At 70.8% G+C, this 20,146-nt stretch carries 14 protein-coding genes; 3 read left to right on the plus strand and 11 right to left on the minus strand.

What is annotated here, in order from left to right:
- Window positions 1-336: 336 nt before the first annotated feature.
- A complete protein-coding gene (gene uvrA, locus EV685_RS09245) occupies window positions 337-3,273 on the plus strand; it encodes an excinuclease ABC subunit UvrA (RefSeq protein WP_130481746.1) in 2,937 nt (978 codons plus the stop codon).
- 25 nt (window positions 3,274-3,298) lie between these two features.
- Here uvrA and EV685_RS09250 read toward each other — a convergent pair whose 3' ends face one another.
- The 9 genes from EV685_RS09250 to EV685_RS09290 all read right to left on the minus strand — a co-directional run bounded on the left by EV685_RS09250 (window position 3,299) and on the right by EV685_RS09290 (window position 13,020).
- Window positions 3,299-5,173, minus strand: a complete 1,875-nt coding sequence (locus EV685_RS09250; protein WP_130481747.1) for a polysaccharide biosynthesis protein — start codon at window positions 5,171-5,173, stop codon at window positions 3,299-3,301.
- An 18-nt stretch (window positions 5,174-5,191) separates the two neighbouring features.
- Window positions 5,192-5,830 (minus strand): sugar transferase, encoded by a 639-nt coding sequence (locus EV685_RS09255; RefSeq protein ID WP_130482330.1) that lies wholly within the window; start codon window positions 5,828-5,830, stop codon window positions 5,192-5,194.
- 55 nt (window positions 5,831-5,885) lie between these two features.
- The gene (locus EV685_RS09260; RefSeq protein WP_130481748.1) at window positions 5,886-7,076 is read right to left on the minus strand and encodes a DegT/DnrJ/EryC1/StrS family aminotransferase; all 1,191 of its coding nucleotides are present in this window, start codon (window positions 7,074-7,076) and stop codon (window positions 5,886-5,888) included.
- 9 nt (window positions 7,077-7,085) lie between these two features.
- On the minus strand, window positions 7,086-8,042 hold the full coding sequence (locus EV685_RS09265) for a hypothetical protein (RefSeq protein WP_130481749.1): 957 nt from the start codon (window positions 8,040-8,042) through the stop codon (window positions 7,086-7,088).
- A 76-nt stretch (window positions 8,043-8,118) separates the two neighbouring features.
- The gene (locus EV685_RS09270) at window positions 8,119-8,784 is read right to left on the minus strand and encodes an acyltransferase (RefSeq protein WP_130481750.1); all 666 of its coding nucleotides are present in this window, start codon (window positions 8,782-8,784) and stop codon (window positions 8,119-8,121) included.
- A gap of 54 nt (window positions 8,785-8,838) precedes the next feature.
- Window positions 8,839-9,567: a methyltransferase domain-containing protein gene (locus EV685_RS09275; RefSeq protein ID WP_130481751.1), complete on the minus strand. Its 729-nt coding sequence runs from the start codon at window positions 9,565-9,567 to the stop codon at window positions 8,839-8,841.
- Window positions 9,564-10,598: a glycosyltransferase family 2 protein gene (locus EV685_RS09280; RefSeq protein ID WP_130481752.1), complete on the minus strand. Its 1,035-nt coding sequence runs from the start codon at window positions 10,596-10,598 to the stop codon at window positions 9,564-9,566. The genes EV685_RS09275 and EV685_RS09280 overlap by 4 nt, the downstream gene beginning before the upstream one ends.
- Window positions 10,595-11,767 carry a glycosyltransferase gene (locus tag EV685_RS09285; RefSeq protein ID WP_130481753.1) on the minus strand — a complete coding sequence of 391 codons (1,173 nt, stop codon included), beginning with the start codon at window positions 11,765-11,767 and terminating at the stop codon, window positions 10,595-10,597. The genes EV685_RS09280 and EV685_RS09285 overlap by 4 nt, the downstream gene beginning before the upstream one ends.
- The gene (locus EV685_RS09290; RefSeq protein ID WP_130481754.1) at window positions 11,764-13,020 is read right to left on the minus strand and encodes a lipopolysaccharide biosynthesis protein; all 1,257 of its coding nucleotides are present in this window, start codon (window positions 13,018-13,020) and stop codon (window positions 11,764-11,766) included. The genes EV685_RS09285 and EV685_RS09290 overlap by 4 nt, the downstream gene beginning before the upstream one ends.
- A 127-nt stretch (window positions 13,021-13,147) precedes the next feature.
- Here EV685_RS09290 and lysS point away from each other — a divergent pair, with 127 nt between their 5' ends.
- Window positions 13,148-14,704 carry a lysine--tRNA ligase gene (lysS, locus tag EV685_RS09295; protein ID WP_130481755.1) on the plus strand — a complete coding sequence of 519 codons (1,557 nt, stop codon included), beginning with the start codon at window positions 13,148-13,150 and terminating at the stop codon, window positions 14,702-14,704.
- 27 nt (window positions 14,705-14,731) lie between these two features.
- Window positions 14,732-15,730, plus strand: coding sequence for a Bug family tripartite tricarboxylate transporter substrate binding protein (locus tag EV685_RS09300; RefSeq protein ID WP_130481756.1), 999 nt, complete (start codon window positions 14,732-14,734; stop codon window positions 15,728-15,730).
- Window positions 15,731-15,787: 57 nt separating this feature from the next.
- On the opposite strand, the gene EV685_RS09305 is transcribed toward EV685_RS09300, so the two are convergent.
- Complete coding sequence (locus EV685_RS09305) at window positions 15,788-18,928, minus strand: DUF748 domain-containing protein (protein WP_130481757.1); 3,141 nt, start codon at window positions 18,926-18,928, stop codon at window positions 15,788-15,790.
- Window positions 18,929-18,991: 63 nt separating this feature from the next.
- Entirely contained in the window at window positions 18,992-20,044 is a 1,053-nt protein-coding gene (locus EV685_RS09310) for an ornithine cyclodeaminase (RefSeq protein WP_130481758.1), read from the minus strand.
- Between the last annotated feature and the right edge of the window lie 102 nt (window positions 20,045-20,146).

A 20,146-nucleotide genomic window follows, 5' to 3' on the forward strand; every position in this document is an offset into this window, starting at 1 on the left:
ACCCTCGACACCGAAGCCTTCGCTTCGCCTCGCTGACTGCTGCAACCCGAAAGTTGTTGCGATCAGCGAAGACCGCAATTATGCAGTGAAACGAACGAGGCGCGCAAGCCCCTCGCAAAAAACTTGCTCAGGACCTCAGGACCCGCGTCAACCCACGGGTCGGTCCCTCGCGCCTGGGCCAGCCTTCCTAGATATAGAGCCGCGCGCCAGACGTCCTGCTGCCTGTACCCGATGGAGCGCATCCGCCCCTTCCGTGCTGGAGACCCCCGGCGCGCGCCACCCCCTCGGTATCATGGCCGGTTGCCTTTCGGACGCTGCGTCCAGCGCCTTGCCTCCATGACTTCCGCAGACAGATCCGGCCAGACCGGCGCCGTGCCAGGCGCACCACGAGGTGCGCTCTCGCCCACGATCAGCGTGCGCGGTGCCCGCACGCACAACCTGAAGAACATCGACCTCGATCTGCCCAAGCATGCGCTGGTGGTGATCACCGGCCTGTCGGGCTCGGGCAAGTCCAGCCTCGCCTTCGACACGCTCTATGCAGAAGGCCAGCGCCGCTACGTCGAAAGCCTGTCGGCCTATGCGCGCCAGTTCCTGCAGCTGATGGACAAGCCGGACGTCGATGTCATCGACGGCCTCTCGCCCGCCATCTCGATCGAGCAGAAGGCCACCAGCCACAACCCGCGCTCCACGGTCGGCACGATCACAGAGATCCATGACTACCTGCGCCTGCTCTACGCCCGCGCCGGCACGCCGCATTGCCCGGACCACGGCCTGCCGCTGGAAGCACAGAACGTCAGCCAGATGGTCGACGCGGTGCTCGCCTTCCCGGAGGAGACCCGCCTGATGGTGCTCGCCCCGGTCGTGCGCGACCGCAAGGGCGAGTTCACCGAGCTGTTTGAGAGCATGCAGGCGCAGGGCTATGTGCGCTTCCGGGTCGACGGCCAGATCCACGAGGCGGCTGACGTGCCCAAGTTGAAGAAGGCGGAGAAGCACGACATCGACGTCGTCATCGACCGCCTCAAGGCCCGCCCCGATGCGCAGCAGCGACTGGCTGAGAGCTTCGAGGCCGCCCTGCGCATCGCCGAAGGCCGCGCCATCGCGCTGGACCTCGACGCGAGCCGCGAGCACCTCTATTCCAACAAGTTCGCCTGCCCCGTCTGCAGCTACTCGCTGTCGGAACTGGAGCCGCGCCTGTTCTCGTTCAACTCCCCGGTCGGCGCCTGCCCGAGCTGCGACGGCATCGGCCACGTGACGGTGTTTGATCCGGACCGCGTCGTCGCCTTCCCGTCGCTCAGCCTGGCTTCCGGCGCGGTCAAGGGCTGGGACCGCCGCAACGCCTACACCTTCACGCTGCTGGAAACGGTGGCCGCGCACTACGGCTTCGACATCGACACGCCTTTCGAGGACCTCGACGCGCGTCACCGCCAGATCCTGCTGCACGGCTCGGGCGAGGACGAGATCACCTTCACCTATGAGGCCGAGGGCACCAACGGCCGCAAGCGCAGCGTCAAGCGGGCGCATGCCTTCGAAGGCATCTTGCCCAGCCTGGCGCGGCGCTACAAAGAGACCGACTCGCCGGCCGTGCGTGAGGACCTGGCCCGCTACCAGGCCAACAAGCCCTGTCCCGACTGCGGCGGCTCACGGCTGCGGCGCGAGGCGCGCCACGTCGTGCTGGTCGATGCCGCCGACGGCGCCGCTGCGACCCCGCACCGTGCCATCTACGAGGTCGAGCATGCGACGCTGGCGGAGTGCCTGGCCTATTTCGACGGGCTGCGGCTCAAGGGCGCCAAGGCCGAGATCGCCGACAAGGTGGTGCGCGAGATCCGTTCTCGGCTGCGCTTCCTCAACGACGTCGGCCTGAACTACCTGAGTCTGGACCGCAGCGCCGACACGCTGTCGGGTGGCGAGGCTCAGCGCATCCGCCTGGCCAGCCAGATCGGCTCGGGGCTGTCGGGCGTGATGTATGTGCTCGACGAACCCAGCATCGGCCTGCACCAGCGCGACAACGAGCGCCTGATCGGCACGCTCAAACATCTGCGTGACCTCGGCAACAGCGTGTTGGTGGTCGAGCACGACGAGGACATGATCCGCGCGGCCGATCATGTCGTCGACATGGGCCCGGGCGCTGGCGTGCACGGCGGTCAGGTGATGTCGCAGGGCACGCCGCAGCAGGTCACGGACGACCCGGCCTCGCTGACCGGGCGCTACCTGGCGCAGACGCTGCGCATCGAGATCCCCGCGCGCCGCAGCCCGCCGGCGGCCGATGCACGCGACGGTTGGCTGAAGGTGCGCAACGCACGCGGCAACAACCTCAAGGGCGTCGACGCGGCCATTCCGGTCGGCCTGTTCACCTGCATCACGGGCGTGTCGGGCTCGGGCAAGAGCACGCTGGTCAACGACACGATCTATGCGGCCGTGGCGCGCAAGATCTATCAGAGCCATGCCGAGCCCGAGGCTCACGACGGCATCGACGGCATCGAGTCCTTCGACAAGGTCATCAACGTCGACCAGAGCCCGATCGGCCGCACGCCCCGCAGCAACCCGGCCACCTACACCGGCCTGTTCACGCCGATCCGCGAGTTGTTCGCCGAGGTGCCCACCGCCCGCGAACGGGGCTACGGCCCGGGCCGCTTCAGCTTCAACGTCTCGGGCGGGCGCTGCGAGTCCTGCCAGGGCGACGGCGTGCTCAAGGTCGAGATGCATTTCCTGCCCGACGTCTACGTGCCCTGCGACGTCTGCCACGGCAAGCGCTACAACCGCGAGACGCTCGAAGTCCTCTACAAGGGCAAGAACATCACCGAGGTGCTGGCGCTGACGGTGGAGGACGCACATGCCTACTTCAGCGCCGTGCCCGCCATCGCCCGCAAGCTGCAGACGCTGCTGGATGTGGGCCTGGGCTACATCCAGCTGGGCCAGGCGGCGACGACGCTCTCGGGCGGTGAGGCGCAACGCGTCAAGCTCGCGCTGGAGCTGAGCAAGCGCGACACCGGCCGCACGCTCTACATCCTGGACGAGCCGACCACCGGCCTGCACTTCCACGACATCGAGCTGCTGCTCAAGGTGCTGCACCAGCTGCGCGACGCGGGCAACACCATCGTGGTGATCGAGCACAACCTCGACGTCATCAAGACCGCCGACTGGCTGCTGGACATGGGCCCGGAAGGCGGCTCTGGCGGTGGCCGGCTGCTGTGCGCCGGTCCGCCCGAGGCCATCGCGGCCTGCGAGGAAAGCCACACCGGACGCTTCCTCAAGCCGCTGCTGGCACGCGGCTGAAGCGCCCCGCAGACCAGCCGGCGGATCAGCGTCCGCCGGGCCGGTACTCGCTGACGACCCGGGCCAGCCGGGCCCGCACCTCGTCGTCGGGCGCCGTGCTGCGTGCGGCGGCCCAGTCGATCAGGGCCTGGACGTCGTCGCTGCGCTGGTCATCCAGCCGGGCGATGCGCAGACGCTCGAAGCGCGTGGGCAAGGTCGCGTCGGCATCGGCCAGCAGTTCCTCGTAGAGCTTCTCGCCCGGGCGCAGGCCGCTGTAGGCGATCGGGATCTGCTCGGGTGTGTGGCCGCTCATGCGGATCAGGTCGCGCGCCAGGTCGACGATGCGCACCGGCTCGCCCATGTCGAGCACAAAGACCTGACCGCCCTCGCCGATCGCGGCGGCCTGCACCACCAGCCGGGCCGCCTCGGGGATGGTCATGAAGAAGCGGGTGATGTCCGGATGCGTCACCGTGACCGGCCCGCCGCGGGCGATCTGTTCCTTGAACTTCGGGATCACGCTGCCCGACGAGCCCAGCACGTTGCCGAAGCGCACCGCCATGCAGCGCGTGTGTCCGCCGTTGTCAGCGACCTGCGCGGCCAGGCGCGACACCACCATCTCGGCCGCCCGCTTGGTCGCTCCCATCACGTTGGTCGGGTTGACGGCCTTGTCGGTCGAGATCAGCACGAAACGTTCGGCACCCGCCTCACACGCCGCCTGCGCCGCCCGGAAGGTGCCCAGCAAGTTGTTGCGCAGGGCGGAGAAGGCGTTGTCGTCCTCCATCAGCGGCACGTGCTTGTAGGCCGCCGCGTGGAAGACAAGCTGCGGGCGCAGGCGCGTGAAGGTCTCGCGCAGGTGTTCGGCGTCGCGAACGTCGCCGACCAGGCGGACCAGCGGCACGTGGGCGAACTGCTCGCCCAGTTCCTGCTCGATGCGGTAGAGCGCGAACTCGCTCAGCTCGTAGAGCACCAGCCGGCGCGGGCCGTAGCGGGCGACCTGGCGGCACAGCTCCGAGCCGATCGAGCCACCGGCGCCGGTGATCAGCACCACCTTGCCCGACAGCGCCTCGGAGATGCCGCCCTCGTCGAGCTGGACCGGCTCGCGGCCGAGCAGGTCCTCGGGTTCGATGTCGCGCACGGAGGTCAGCGTGCGGCCCTCGCGCAGCTCAGCCGCACTGGGCACGGTGACGACCGGCAGGCGGGTGGCCGAAGCGAGGTCGAGCGCTCGGCGCCGTTCGGCCGGCGTGGCCGAGGGCATCGCCACGATCAGGTGGGTGATGTCATGGCGCAGCGCCCAGCGGCCGGCGCTGTCCAGCGGCCCGAGCACGGGCACGTTGCCGACCCGCGAGCCCAGCCGCGCTGGGTCGTCGTCGAGCAGGCCGACCACGCGCCAGCCCTGGTGCTGGATGCCCGCGATCAGCAGCCGCGCCGCATCGCCCGCGCCCATCACCAGCGCGCGGCGGTGATCGAGGTCGCGGCCGTTCAGGCGCGAGCGCAGGTGCTCATAGACCATGCGGTAGCCGATGCGCAGCATCGCCAGCCCCATCAGCGTGACGACCGGGTGCAGCGCAAGCACGGCGCGTGGCACCTCGACCAACTGGGCCATCAGCACGCCGGTCGCCCCGATCAGGCCAGCGATGCCGCAGGCCAGCGTCAGTCGCTGGACCTCGCCAAAGCCCGAGAAGCGCCACATGCCCTTGGGCACGCGCAGCAGCAGGAAGACTGCCGCGTAGAGCGCCACCAGCGCGAGCATCACCCAGGCGTCGTAGCCGGGCCGGGCGCTGTGCCAGCGCTCGAAGCCGAGCCGGAACAGGTAGGTGATGTGCCAGCAGATCGCCACCACCACCGCGTCGCAGGCCAGCACCAGCGCCTCGCGGTGCGGACGCAGGCGAGTCAGCAGGTCGTCGAGGGCGTTCCAGATCATCGTGGCGCGGGTTCCGGTTCAGGGTTGCGAGGTCGGCGGCGAGGCCTTGCGCCGGCCGGCGATGCGGCCGAGCAGGACGGCCGCCGTGCGCGCGACGATGCGCACGTCCGTCAGCAGGCTGGCATCGGCCACATAACGTGCCTGCAGCGCCAGCTTGATCGGCAGGATCTCGTCGACATAGGTGCGCTCTGGGTCGGCCGAACGGGCCAGCCAGTCGGACTCGTCGCGGAAGTCGAGCGAGCAGTCGTCGGTGATGCCGGGCTTGACCGACAGGACCTGCGTGCGCAGCGCCTCGGGGTAGTGCGCGACGTAGCGCGGCACCTCGGGGCGCGGGCCGACGATGCTCATGTCGCCGCGCCAGACGTCGATCAGCTGGGCCAGCTCATCCCACTTGCTGTGGCGCAGGAAACGGCCGATGCGGGTGATGCGACGGTCCTCGCCGACCGTCAGCAGCGGCCCGCCGCCCTGCGGCGCATGCGCCATGGTGCGGAACTTGTGGATGCGGAAGATGCGCCCCCCGCGACCGACCCGCTGCTGGCGGTAGAAGACCGGCCCGGGCGAGTCCAGCCGCACGGCGATCGCCACGCCCAGCAAGAGCGGCGACAACAACAGCAAGGCGATGCTGGCGACGCTCAGGTCGAAGGCGCGTTTGACCAGGCGTGGCCCGAGGGACGTCGGCTTCACGGATCGAGGCAGGCCGGTGTGGCGTCGCTCAGCGGCCGAAGGCTCGCCGCAGCGAACGCACGACCCGCTCGACGTCGGCCTCGCCCATGCGGGTGTAGAGCGGCAGGCTCAACATGCGTTCGTAGGCGTGCTGGCTGTGCGGGAAGTCGGCCGCCTTCAGGTCGTAGCGCTCGCGCCAGTAGGGATGCAGGTGCAGGGGGATGTAGTGCACGCTGCAGCCGATGCCGTCGGCGTAGAGCGCCTCGATCAGCGCGTCGCGGCCGATCGGCGCATCGTCGGCCAGCCGGGCGACATACAGATGCCAGGAATGCAGTTCACCCTCGGCCGGACGCGGCGGTCGCACGATCGGCAGGTCGGCCAGCAACGCGTCGTATTGCGCCGCCAGCGCCGCGCGGCGCTGCTGGAAGCCGTGCGCGCGTTGCAACTGGTGCAGACCCAGCGCGGCGGCGATGTCGGTCAGGTTGTACTTGAAGCCGGGCGCGACGATCTCGTAGTACCAACTCGGCACCTTGGCGGTGAAGCGGTCGAAGGCATCGCGGTTGATGCCATGCAGGCGCATGACCTTGGCGCGCGCGGCGATGGCCGCGTCGCGCGTGACCAGCATGCCGCCCTCGCCGGTCGTGATGGTCTTGTTGGCGTAGAAGCTGAAGACCGTCGCATCGCTGGCCAGCGTGCCGACCAGACCGCCGCCGACCGTCGTGGGCAGTGCGTGGGCCGCGTCTTCCAGCACCTTCAGGCCATGGCGCTGCGCCAGCGCCAGCAGCGCGGGCATGTCGGCGGCCAGGCCGGCGTAATGCACGGGGATCAGCGCCTTGGTGCGCGGCGTGATGGCGGCCTCGACCGCGGCGACGTCGATGTTGAGCGTGGCCGGATCGATGTCGACCAGCTTCACGTCCGCCCCCAGGTAGCGCACCACCTCGGCGGTCGCGGTGAAGGTGTGGGTGGTCGTGATGACCTCGTCGCCCGGGCCGATGCCCATGGCTTCGAGCGCGAGGTGCAGGCCGGCGGTGGCGCTATTGACCGCGATGCAGTGGATCTCGCGCGTGTCGTCGCTTCGATGGCCCTGGGCCAGGAAGGTGGCGAAGTCCTGCTCGAAGCGGCGCGCCTTCGGGCCGGTCGTGACCCAGCCGGACTTGAGCGTGTCGATGACCTCGGCGATCTCCTCGTCCCCGATCTCGGGCAGGGCGAAGGGCAGGAAGGGCGGGTGGTCGGAGGTCATCGGCCGATTTTATGGAGCGGGCACCACGCAGCGGTCGCCCACCGCGATGCTGGCCCAGGTGCAAGGGACGGTCGACTCGACCGAGCCGTCGCCGGTGGTGTCCACATCCAGCCGGACACGCGTGGCGTCGAGCACCGTCAACGTCGCCTTGCTGTTGTTGCTGCCGATCGCGATGGCGACGCCGGCCGACGGGAAGGTGGCTCCGGCGGCCGTGGTGAACGGTGTGGTCGTGCTGAAGTCCACCGACCGGTTGCCCAGCCGCGACGAGGTCAGCGAGCCGCGATAGGTCGCCGACAACGCACCGGCGCTCAGCACCAGTTCGGCGCTGTAGCCGTGCAAGACGTAGCTCGCCGAGCTGCCTCCGGAAGGTGTCACGCTCAGCGCCAGCGCCGAGGTGTCGACCTGATCGCGGCCAGTGCCGGCGGCCGTGCGCGTCGACGTCAGGCCGAGCAGGCCGTTGGCCACCAGCCTGATCTGGCCATCGTCGGCGGAAAAGTTCGTCATCAGCAAGGTCGCGTCCACCGCGTAGCTGCCACTGGCAACGCTGCCAGTTGGCGCCGCATTCAGACCCAGGACCAGCTTGCCGTTGAAGACATAGCCCGACTGCACGCAGCCATCGAAGACCAGGGTCGCGTTCTCCAGCGCCTGATCGAGCCGGCCGTTGCTGCCGGCACCCAGCTTGACATCGACCGAGCCACCGCCCGCGCACAACACGGTGCCGCTGGACAGCGCGCCCACCAGCGTCGTCATCGAGGCCTGGCTGGCGAACTGCGCCGCGCTGTAGACGGCATCGACCGCCACGGTCTCGTAGTTGCCCGTGCCGACCGACAGGCGCGCACCCATGGCGGGCACGTTCGGGCCAGCCGTGCCGGACACACCGCCCTCGCTGCCACCGCCGCAGGCGACCAGGGCCAGCGTGGTCAACAAGGCGGCCGGTGCGGCGAACGATGGCAAGGTGAGGGTCATGTCAGGTCCAAGAGGGCTGGATCGCGGCCCGAAGTTGTCAACCCATGGTAGCCAAGCGACAGGTTCGAGCCGCCCTTCAGACCTCGTCCCCGGCCCACGCCGCATACAGGTCGGCCAGCTCCGGATGCCGCATCAACAGGCGCTTGTCGGCCCGGCGGCTGTCGCCGATGACGCGGGCCGGGGCGCCTTCGAGGACCGAGAACTCGGCGAACTCGCCGCGCACCTGGCTGCCGGCGCAGACGATGCAGCCGCGACCCAGGCGCGAGTTGGCCTCGATCAGGCTGTGCGGGCCGATGAAGCAGTAGGGCCCGATGTGCACCGGCCCGCCGATCCAGCCGGGTGGCTGGCGCGGGCGGTCGAGTGGCTTGCCGGAGATCCAGTCGCGCGCCGGCTCGGTCGGCGCTTCGACCGGCGCGGGCGCGCCCACCGGCCAGCTCGCGAAGGCGCGGCCCAGCAGGCGCTGGCTGCGGTGCGAGCTGTGGGTGACGATGCTGACGTGGTTGGTGATCTGCACGCCCTCCTCGATCACCACACCAGCGCTGGCCTCGATCAGGTTGAAGTGGCCGATGTAGACGTGGTCGCCCAGCACCAGCCGGTCCTCGTGCTCGATGCAGGTCGACGGCGAGATGCGCGTGTCGGGCAGCCAGCGCCCGCGCGAGAACTCGCCGAACACGATGCGGAACGACAGCGCGTGCAGCAGCCGGCGACGCCAGCGGTTGAGGTGGCCCCGCCAGCGGCTCATCGGGCGTCTCCCGGCAGACAGGGGCGATGCGGTGCGGTTCGGTGGGTCATGTCGTCATTCCGGCTTGATCAGCCACACGAGGCGATGGGTGCGCAGCGGCGGCAGCGCATTCAACAGGCCGTGGAGCATCGGGTGGATGCGGCAGGCCGCACGCGCCAGCGGGGGCGCCAGCGTGAGGCGACGGACCTGTGCGTTGGCCTGCGGGAACAGCTCGCGCACGCGCCGCAGCGGCACGCCGCGCACGTCGGGGTTGCGCGGGTTGTCGACCGCGAAGTCATACCAGAGCACGCCGCCGCCGGGCCGCACCCAGCGCCACATCGTGTCGGCCAGGCGCTGCTGGAAGGCATCGTCGAGCAGCGACGAGAACACGGTGAACTGCAGCACCGCATGCTGGCTGGCCGGGGCGATGTCGGCCCGCACGGCGTCGCCGGTGTCGATGCGTACGGCGGCCGGCAGCCGTGCCCGGGCCCGCTCGGCCCGTGCGGGCAGCAGTTCGAGGCCGCGCAAGTGCCCGGGCTGGGCGCCCAGACGGATGGCGTCCAGGAGGTTGCCGCCGTCGCCGCAGCCGACCTCGGTGATGCGCCAGTCCGACAGCTGGGCGGCCTGGGCCGACCACAGGCCCGCCCAGGCGCGCAACCGGCCCTGCTGCTCGGCCAGCGCGGCGCGGTCGAGCAGGCTGTAGCGGGCGTCGAAGGCCCGTCGACGGCCGTAGCGCTCGGCCACGGCGGTGGGCTCGTCACGCACCGCATCGGCCTGCGGATCGGGCGGGATGTCCGTGTTCATCGGGTCAGTCGGCCGAAGGCCGGATCGGGTTCGCGGCCACGCAGCACGTCGGCCCAGCCTTGCAGCGAGCCGGCGCCATAGGCCAGGTGGTAGAGGCCGATGACGACCGGCAGGCGCGGCAGCAGGCGCCAGCCGGCCTCCCGGGCGACCAGCAAGGCCGTCGCCAGCACGGCCAGCAGGTACAGCAGCGTGAGGGTCAGGAAGCCCGCAAGGGCGTGGTCCGACACGGTCGACGCCAGCAGCAGCAGCCCTTGCAGGCCGACAAACACGCCCGGCGCGAGATGCCGCCACGACGCCGCCTGGCCGTGCTTGCGCATCACGAAGGGCTTCCAGTAGCCGTACTGGCGCCACTGCCGCGCCAGCTGGCCGGGCGTGCTGCGCGACTGGTAGACCGAGCGGATGCGCCCGCTCTGCCAGACCTTGCCGCCAGCGGCGCGGATGCGCAGGTTGTGTTCGTCGTCCTGGTTGCGCACCAGCTGCTCGTCGAAGCCGCCGTAGCGCTGGAAGCTCGCACGCGGCCAGCAGCCGAGGTAGACCGTGTCGACCTCGCCTTCATAGGCCCGGTCGCGTGAACGCGCACCGCCGGCCACCCAGCGCGACTGGAAGGCCGCCGCGATCGCCGCCGGCCAGCCTTCGGGCGTCGCCGGCTGCGCCACCCAGGGCCCGCCGACGTTGTCCGCGCCGCTGCGCTGCAGGGCAGCCAGGCACTGGGCGATGTAGTCGCTGGCGTAGCGGGTGTGGATGTCCATGCGCACGATGACCTCGCCGCGGGCCTGCGCGAGGCAGCGGTTCAGGCCGGTCGAGACGATGCGCCCGGGGTTGTCGACCCGCACGAAACGGTCGTCGCGGCGGCACCAGTCGTCCAGCAGTTCGCGGGTGCCGTCGTCGCTGCGGCCATCGGCGATCAGCACCTCCAGCGCCATGCCCTCGGGCAGGTGCTGGGCCGTCAAGGCGCGGCAGAAGTCGACGATGTGGCCCTGCTCGTTGCGGCAGGGTGCGATCACGCTGACGGTGCGCCGGGCCGTGCTCATCGCACCGTCTCCCACAGGCGGCGCGGCCCGCTCGGCGGCAGTTGCCGGTAGAGCGCATCCATGCGGTCCATCTGGACCCGCCGCGACGCCTCGCGCAAGGCCAGCGCGCGGTTGTGCCGCGACATGGCCCGTCGACGCGCCGGGTCGTCGAGCAAGGCCAGCAGCGCGTCGGCCAGCTCCGCCCCATCACGCACTGGCACGATCACGCCCGCCTGCGCACCGACCCAGCGGCGGTTGGCCGGCAGATCGCTGGCGACGATGGGCAGGCCACAGGCCAGCGACTCCAGCAGCGAGACCGAGGTGGCATCGCTGCCGGGGACCGTCACCGACACGTCGGCCGCCTGCATGGCCGCGACCATCGCCGCATCGCCGACCCGGCCGGTGAAGCGGGCGACGTCCGGGCCCAGGCCAGCGGCGGCGGCACGGGCCTTCAAGGCATCGGCATCCGGTCCGCCACCCAGCAGTTCGAGCATCACGGCCCTTCCCGGACGCGCCGCACGCACGCGGGCCACGGCGTCGATCAGCACGTCGATGTGGTAGTTCGGCTCCCAGCTGCGCAGACTCAGGATGCGGAAAGGCCTGTGTTCATCGGGTATCGCCGCGTTTGCGGCGTTATCGGCGTTATCGGCATCAGCCGCCGGCACGAAGCGTTCGGTGTCGGCACCCCAGAGGATCTCGTGGCGCGGGGCGACGGCACCGTCGCCGAACAAGGCCATGGCATCGAGCGCGTCCTGCGAGTCGGCGGTCATCAGGTCGGCCCGGCGCAGCGACCAGCCGACGATGTGGCGCATCACGGCGCTCTCGCGCGGCGTCACCAGGATGTCCGAGCCCCAGGCCGTCTGCACCACCGGGCCCCAGCCACAGGCCGCCGCCCACAGGCCGTAGCCGGTGACGTAGTGGCCGTGCACGATGCGCGGTCGCAAGGTGCCGGCCAGCCGGCGCACGGCTGGCAAGGCGCGGAACCAGCCCGCGCCGTCACGACCGGGCTGCAGCGGCACGACGGCGGCGACGCCCTCGATCGCGGCCGGCAGGCGGGTCGCAACGACCACGACATGGCCGCGCGCCACCATCTCGCGTGCCCAGCGCTGGGTGTGCACGCTGGAGGCGTCGCCGAAGATCAGCAAGGCACGATCCGGCGGGATACGCGCCAGGGCGTCGACAGCGTTCATGCGGGAACCGTCCGTGTCACCGCCACGACCGGCGGGTCCGACCAGGTGCACAAGGTGTAGAGGTAGTAGCCGAAGTAGCCGCTCATGGCCGCCGACAGGCACCAGCCCGCACCACGAAGGTCGCCCAGCCACAGGCCGATGCCCAGCGCCAGCACGAACAGCAGCTGGCCGAACAGCGCCAGCCGCAGTGCCCAGGCTTGCGCCTGCCAGGCCATGGTCACGACAGCCATCGGCGAGGCGATGAAGTGCAGGCCGATGTAGGGGCCCAGCGCGCGGGCCAGCTCGCCGGCCTCGCGCCAGCGTTCGCCAAAGGCCCAGGCAAACAGCGCCGGTCCGGCCAGCAGCAAGCTCACGGCGATCACGGCAGCGATGCCCCCCAGCACGGCGATGACCTGGCGCACCGCGCGGCGGGCGTCGGCCCCGCTGGTCGCGCCGGTCAGGCGCGGGTAGAGCGCCTGCGACACCGCCCCGCCGATCAACGACGCCGGCGCCTTCAGGTAGCGCAGCGCCAGGCCCCACAGGCCGACCGCCGGATCGCCGGCCCAGGCACCGATCAGCGCGACGGTGACGGTGTCCTGCAGGGCCCCGAGGAAGGCATGTGGTGTGTTGAGCAAGGGGAACTCGCGGTGCCGATGGGCCACCTCGCGCAGACGTTCGCGGTCGACCGCCACGACCCGTCGCCACGCGATGCCACCGCCCCACAGCGCCAGCAGCAGCGCACCGGCCAGGGCGCCCAGCAGCGGTCCGATGACCAGGCCGACCGAGCCGATCAGCGCCAGTCCCGCCAACAGCTGCAGCAGCGCGCCACCGCCGTGCTGGACCACGCGGCTGACGGCCAGCGGCAGGAAGCGCTGGCGCCGCGTCGCCCACATCGTGCCGAGTTGTGCCGCCCCTGCCGCGCCGACCGCCAGCGCCAGCCAGCCGGCGTGCGGCAACCAGCCCAGCGCGCCGGCCAGCGCACCGATCAGCCCCGCGAGCACGATGACGCCGATCAGCACGCGCACGGCAAGCGCCAGCAGCGCGTCGGCCTCGGCCTCGTCGCGGGCCATTGGCAGGGCGTAGTCGTAGCGGGCGCAAGCCACCACCGCGAAGTTGGCGGCGACGGCGGCGAAGGTGGTGTAGCGGCCGTAGTCCTCCGGGCTGTAGAGCCGCGCCAGCCAGGGCCCCAGCGCCAGCGGCAGGGCCTGGGCCAGCAAGGCGCCGGCCAGCAGCGTCAGCGTGGCGCGCGGCAAGGCGACCGGGTGGGAGGACATCGAGGCGGGTGAGGTGCGAGGCGCGAGCAAGGCCCGGACCGTCCGGGCAAGACCGTCGATTCTATGAACCCGACCCGAAGCGTCAGCATCGCAACCCTAAAATTGCTGACGCCACAACGAGTTAGCCATGACCGCTACGAACCCCAGCACCCCGCACGCCACGACCGCCGCACCGGTCTCGTCCGACGACAACCAGCTGATCGCCGAACGCCGCGACAAGCTCGCCGCCCTGCGCGAACAGGCCCGTGCCGCCGGCGCAGCGGTCTTCCCCAACGACTTCAAGCCGCGCGACCACGCCGCCGCGCTGCATGTGCGCCACGAGGGCCAGGACAACGAGGCGCTCGAAGCGGCCCCCGTCACCGCCTGCGTCGCCGGCCGGATGATGCTCAAGCGCGTGATGGGCAAGGCCTGCTTCGCGACGCTGCAGGACGGCTCGTCCGAAGGCAACCCGCGCATCCAGCTCTACATCACCCAGGACAACGTCGGACCCGAGCTGCTGGCCGCCTTCAAGCACTGGGACCTGGGCGACATCCTCGGCGCAGAAGGCACGCTGTTCCGCACCAAGACCGGCGAGCTGTCGATCAAGGTCACGACGCTGCGCCTGCTGACCAAGAGCCTGCGACCGCTGCCCGACAAGTTCCACGGCATGACCGATCAGGAGCAGAAGTACCGCCAGCGCTATGTCGACCTGATGACCGACGACGGTGCCCGCGCCCGCTTCCGCGCCCGCAGCAATGCCGTCGCCAGCATCCGCAGCTTCATGCTCCAGCACGCCTTCCTGGAGGTCGAGACGCCGATGCTGCACCCGATCCCGGGCGGCGCGAACGCCAAGCCCTTCGTCACGCACCACAACGCGCTGGACCAGGAGATGTTTCTGCGCATCGCGCCCGAGCTCTACCTCAAGCGCCTGGTGGTCGGCGGCTTCGAACGTGTGTTCGAGATCAACCGCAACTTCCGCAACGAAGGCATCAGCGTCCGGCACAACCCGGAGTTCACGATGATGGAGTTCTATGCGGCCTACTGGAACCACCACGACCTGATGGACTTCACCGAGCAGTTGCTGCGCCACGCCGCGCAGCAGGCGACGGGCTCGGCGCGGGTCACGTATGCGGGCAAGCCGGTGCATCTGGACGAGCCTTTCGCGCGGCTGTCGGTGCGTGACTCGCTGGTCGTCCATGCCGGCCTGAGCGAGGCCGAGGCCGATGACGCCGACGCGATCCATGCCCGTCTGAAGTCGCTGGGCGAAGAACCGCCGGCGCACTGGAAGCTCGCGCAGCTGCAGTTCGGCCTGTTCGAGGCGGCGGTCGAGGACAAGCTCTGGCAGCCCACCTTCATCATCGACTACCCCGTCGAGGTCTCGCCGCTGGCACGCGCCAGCGACGCCAACCCGGCCATCACGGAACGCTTCGAGCTGTTCATCACCGGGCGCGAGTTCGGCAACGGCTTCTCCGAGCTGAACGACGCCGAGGACCAAGCCGCGCGCTTCCACGCCCAGGTCGCCAACAAGGACGCGGGTGACGAGGAGGCGATGTTCTTCGACGCCGACTTCATCCGCGCGCTCGAATACGGCATGCCCCCCACGGGCGGCTGCGGCATCGGCATCGACCGCCTGATGATGCTGCTGACCGACTCACCCAGCATCCGCGACGTGGTGCTGTTCCCGGCGCTGCGGCGCGAAGCCTGATCGACGGTGATGCCGACGGAGATGCCGATGAACACGAACAACGCCTCCCTGTACCGCCGCCGTGACGTGCTCGCGCTGGCGGGCGCGACGCTGGCCGGTGCGGCCCTGCCCGGCCTGGCGCGGGCACAGGACGGCAAGACCGTCCGCCTGCTCGTCGGCTTCCCGGCCGGCGGCGGCACCGATGCCATTGCGCGCTTGCTGGCCGAGCGGCTCAAGGATCAGTTGGGCGTGACCGTCATCGTCGAGAACAAGCCCGGTGCCGGCGGCCAGCTGGCCGCGCAGGCGCTCAAGGCCGCGCCAGCCGATGGCACGACGCTGTTCCTGAGCCACGACCACACCATCTCCATCCTGCCGCTGGTGGTGCGCAACCCGGGCTACGAACCGGCGCGCGACTTCGTGCCGGTGGCCGGCTTCGCGACCTTCGTCAACGCGCTGGCCCTGTCGGGCGGCACGCCGGCACGCAGCCTGGCCGAACACGTCGCCTGGGTCCGCACGCAGGGCAAGGGCAAGGGCGCCATCGGCGTGCCGGCGCCGGCGTCGGTGCCGGAGTTCCTGGTGCAGGTGATCGGCCGCAAGTTCGACCTCGACCTGGTCGCCGCGCCCTACCGGGGCAGTGCGCCGATGCTGACGGACATGCTGGGCAACCAGATCGCGGCCGGCGTGGGCTCCATCCCCGACTTCATCGAGAACCACAAGGCCGGCAAGATCCGCGTGGTGGCCGTGCTGGGCAACAGCCGTCAGGCGGCCCTGCCGGACGTGCCGACCTTTGCCGAGCTGGGCTTGGCCGGCTTCGAGGACGTGCCCTACTACGGCGTGTTCGCACCGGCCGGCACGCCGCGCGCAGCGATCGACACCTTCTCGGCGGCGCTCGGCAAGGTGCTCGCCCAAGCCGATGTGCACGAGCGCCTGAGCGCCATGGGCCTGAGCGTCGGCCTGATGAGCGCCGCCCAGCTGGGCGAGCGCGAGGCCGCCTACGCCAAGGTCTGGCGCCGCATCATCGCGGACAGCGGCTTCAAGCCACAGTGAGCGGATCGCCCCGCGCGGGATCCTGCGCGGGTTCCTTTGCGAGGTTGGCGACGCGGCTCAGCGCAGCTCGAACTGCACCCGGGTCGTCGGCCCGCTGTCGCCGGACGGCCGCTCGGCCGTCAGCTGCGAGCGGTTGAGCAGCACCCGTTCGGCTGGCAGCTTCGCGGCCAGATGGGCCAGCACCCGGTCGCCGCGGGCATCGGCCAGTGTGCGCAAGGCGCGCTCCAGCTCGGCGGGTTCGAGCGGCGGGATCGGTGCTGTGGCGGCGGAAGCAGCCGACGCGGCTGAAACGGCCGATGCAGCAGACGCGGCCAACGCGGGCGCAGCCGCCACACGCGCGGCGCCGGCTGCTGCCTTCGTCCCCTCGGCCTTCATCGCCTCAGCCTTCATCGCCTGCGCCTTCAGGGCTTCGACATGTGCGGCCTGGATCGCCGCGCCGTCCAGCGCCGGATCGGCCCGGCCGGTCGCTTCGAGCTTCAGGGCCGGCTTGTCGATCAGGCGCTGCGCCAGCGCGTCCAGCCGCTCGCGGCCGGCGTCGTCCAGCTCGGCCGAACCGGGGGCGAAGGCCAGCGCGCTGGCCTCGTTGCTGTCGCCGCCGAACAGCATCGCGAAGGGCGCGGTCACCGCCTTCTCGATCAGGTTGACGACCACTTTCCAGATCACCCCGCCGACCGAGAACTGCGGGTCGTCCAACGTGCCCGACACCGGCATTCGGATGTCGATGACGCCGTTCTTGTCCTTGAGCAAGGCCACCGCCAGCCGCACCGGCAGCGAGGTCGCGTCCGGGCTGTCGACCTTGTCGCCAAAGGTCAGCTGGTCCAGGAAGAGCTGGTTCTCGGCCTGCAACTGGCCCTGCTCGATCTGGTAGCGCACGCTGACCGACATCGAGCCCTTCTCGATCGCGTAGCCGGCGTAGCGCTCGGCATAGGTGCTCATGCGGGTCAGCGCGATGCCGCGCGCCGAGGCCTCGATGTCGGTCGACAGCCGGGCGCCAAGCGGGTGCACACGCCCGGCGATGCGCAGCGGCGCGCCGTCGTCGAGCGCACCGGTCAGCGACAGCCGGGCCGGCTCCGGCGCGGCCGAACTGAGCGCCGACAGCTCGCCCTTGAGCTGGGTCAGCCGGGCCGAGTAGTTGGGCTTGATGAAGTTGTCGGTGAAGAACACGCCGCCGTCGCGCAAGGTCACGCCCTGCCAGCGCAGGTTGAGGACCGGGCCGGCGGTCGGTCCGACGAGATCGGGCTTCGGGACCGTGGCTGAAGCCGCACCTTGTGGCGTCGTGATCGACTGCGCCGCCGCGCCCCGTTCACGTTTGACGATGTCGGCCAGGTTCAGGTGCGCGTCGGGATGCAGGATCACCCGGGCCTGCAGGCCGTCCAGGCCGATGCGGCCAAAGTCGGCATCGAGCTGACCCCGCCCGGCGGCCGCTGCGCCTTGCCAGCGCGCGCTCAGGCCGTCCAGCCCGAAGCGGCGCCAGCGCACGAACTCGGCGCCGGTGACGCTGTCCTGGGTCTGCAGGCCGTCGAGGCTGAAGCGGCCGGCGTAGCTCGCGTCCAGCGCCTTCATCGCCGCCGGATCGGCCAGTGGCGAGGCGGGCGCCGACAGCTTGAGCTGGCCCTGGGTCGACACCCGCGCACCGATCAGCTGGAGGTTGACGTAGGGGTCCAGGTAGGCCTGCAGGGCCTGCAGGTCCAGCGCCTCGATCTCGATCTGGGCCTGCACGGCCAAGGGCACGGCAGGTGCGGAGGATGTGGCCGCTGTGGCCGCTGTGGCCGAAGCTGGCGGCAACAGCCCGCTGATGTCGCCCTTGAGCATGAGCCGCCCGCCGTTCGCGCTGTCCTTGGCCGAAGCCGCCCGTGTCGCGCCACTGGCGGCGAGCACGCGGGTGGCGAGGTCGAAGGTCCAGGGCGCGGCGGCCGGCTGGGCCAGCTTTTGCAGCGTCAACGCCAGCTCGTCGAGCGCCAGCCGCACGGGCGGCTGCTGCGTGTCGTCACGCAGGTGGATGGCGCAGCCCCGGCAGGTGAACGCGTCGAGCTGCCAGGCCAAGGGCGGGGCGGGTTCGGCCGACACCGCTTGCGACGCGGCAGACGCGGCAGACGCAGGCGTTGCCGCTGCCACGGGCTTGTCCGCTGCGGCAGGGTCGGTGACCGGCTGGCGAACCAGATCCAGCGTCAGACCGTCGAAGGCGACACGGCCGATGGCGTGCCGTGCCGCCAGCGGCTGGGTGTCGATGGCCTCGATGCGCATCTGCTGCCAGGCGGCGTCCACGCCCAGGCCAGGCAAGGCCAAGGCAAAACCGTCGATGGCGAGCTGGCCGCGCACGCGCAGTTCGGGCGGCTGCGGCGCCGGACGGGCCTCGAAGGCCACGGTCAGGTCGGTCGACACGCTGCCCTTGAGGCTGGACGGCGCCAGCGACGGCGGCAACACCGCCTGCAGCAGGCTGAGCCATTCAGCCAGCTGGATCTCGCGCCAGGCCAAGGCCAGATCGGCCGGACGCTCGGGGACGAAGGGCTTGGCCTCGCCGCCGAGCCGCAGCGAGCTGCCGTCGATGCGGGCCTCGATCAGCGGCTGCACCTCGGTAGCCACGTCCGCCGGCAGGTTGGACAGCATCGGCAGCGCCAGCCGCAAGGCCTCGACGCGGTGCTCAATCGGCCGGGCCGCGTCGCGGCCGTCGCGGTAGCGCAGGGCGCCGTCGGCCAGGGTCAGGTTGTGCAGGGCAAAACGGGCCGCATCGCCGGCCGGCTGGGGCGGCTCGGCAGCGGCACGTTCACGCAGGCGATCGACGATCGGGCTGAAGTTGAAGCGCTGCGCGTCCAGCCGCTCGACGTTCACCGCAGGCGCCTCGATCGTCAGGCGTTCGATGACCGGCGCACGCAGCCACAGGCTCTGCCGCACCGCGACGTCGGCCTGCAGCCGGCCCAGCGTGGCGACCGGCGCCTCAGCGGTGCCGATGCGCAGGCCCTCGACCGTCAACGCGACCTGCCACGGCGCGATGCCGATGCGCTCGATCGTCACCGGCACACCCAGCGCGTCGCGGGCAGCGGCCTCGGCCTTGTCCTTGACGAAACCGGGCAGCCAGACGCCGATCAGCACCGTCCACAGGACGGCCACGGCCGCCAGGCTGGCGGCGGTGATCAGCAGGCGTCGCCAGGGGCGGGACAGGGTGGGCGTGCGGGTCGTCGTGGCGGGGGTGTCGGTCATGTCGGTCGGGCCAGCCTGCAAGGCAAGAGCCCGACAGCGTAACGGCTAACCCAGGCGAGCGCCTCAGGCGACCTGGGCGGACGCAAGGCTCAGGTCCAGCCCGAGCGCGCCGAACAGGTCCTTCGGGTCGGCCTGCTGTGGCATCAGCGCCAGCGGCTCGCCCAGGCCCAGTTCGCGCGCGCTGTCGCGCAGCCAGCGCAGGGCGGAGAAGTCCTCCAGCGCGAAGCCGACCGAGTCGAACACCGTCACCTCGTCGGCGCTGCGGCGGCCGGCGGCCTGGCGGGTCAGCACGCGCCAGAACTCGGTCACGCCGAAGTCGGCCGGCATCTGCTGGATCTCACCCTCGATGCGGCTCTGTGGCTCGTATTCGACGAAGACGCGCGCGCGTTCGAGGATGGCCGGGTCCAGCTCGGTCTTGCCCGGGCAGTCACCGCCGACCGCGTTGAGGTGCATGCCCGGCGCGACGTGCTGCGGCTGCAGGATGGTCGCGCGGGTCTTGTCGGCCGTGACGGTGGTGACGATGTCCGCGCCCTGCACCGCCTGGTCGACGCTGTCGCAGGCGATCAGGCGCAGCCCCGGCACGCCAGCCAGCGCGCGCTGCAGGCGGGCGGTGGCCGCGCGGTCGACATCGAACAAGGCGATCTCGGCGATGCCCACCAGGTGGTGGAAGGCCAGCGCCTGGAACTCGCTCTGCGCGCCGTTGCCGATCAGCGCCATGCGCCGGCTGCCCGGCCGCGCCAGTGTGCGGGCGGCCAGCGCCGACATCGCGGCGGTGCGCAGCGCCGTCGTCAGGGTCAGTTCCGACAGCAGCAGCGGCAGGCCGGTGGCGACCTCGGCCAGCACGCCAAACGCCATCACGGTCGGCAGGCCGGCGCGTGTGTTGCCGGGGTGGCCGTTGACGTATTTGAAGCTGTAGAGCGAGGCGTCCGCGATCGGCATCAGCTCGATCACGCCCTGGCGCGAATGTGCCGCCACACGCGGCGTCTTGTCGAAGTCGGACCAGCGGCGGTAGTCGGCGTCGAGGTAGCCGGCCAGTCGCTCGAAGGTGCCAGCGATGCCTTGCGTGGCGACGATGCGGGCAACGTCGCGGGGCGACAGAAACGTGGGGGCGGTCATGGGGCGTGTCTCCAAGGTCGGGTCGGCGTCTGGGTCCGACGAATGAAGACGATTCTTTGAGCGAGGCGCGCCAGCCGCCAGCCGGCAGAACGCTGCGTTTTC

This window comes from Sphaerotilus mobilis (assembly GCF_004216565.1).
Classification (GTDB): domain Bacteria; phylum Pseudomonadota; class Gammaproteobacteria; order Burkholderiales; family Burkholderiaceae_C; genus Sphaerotilus; species Sphaerotilus mobilis.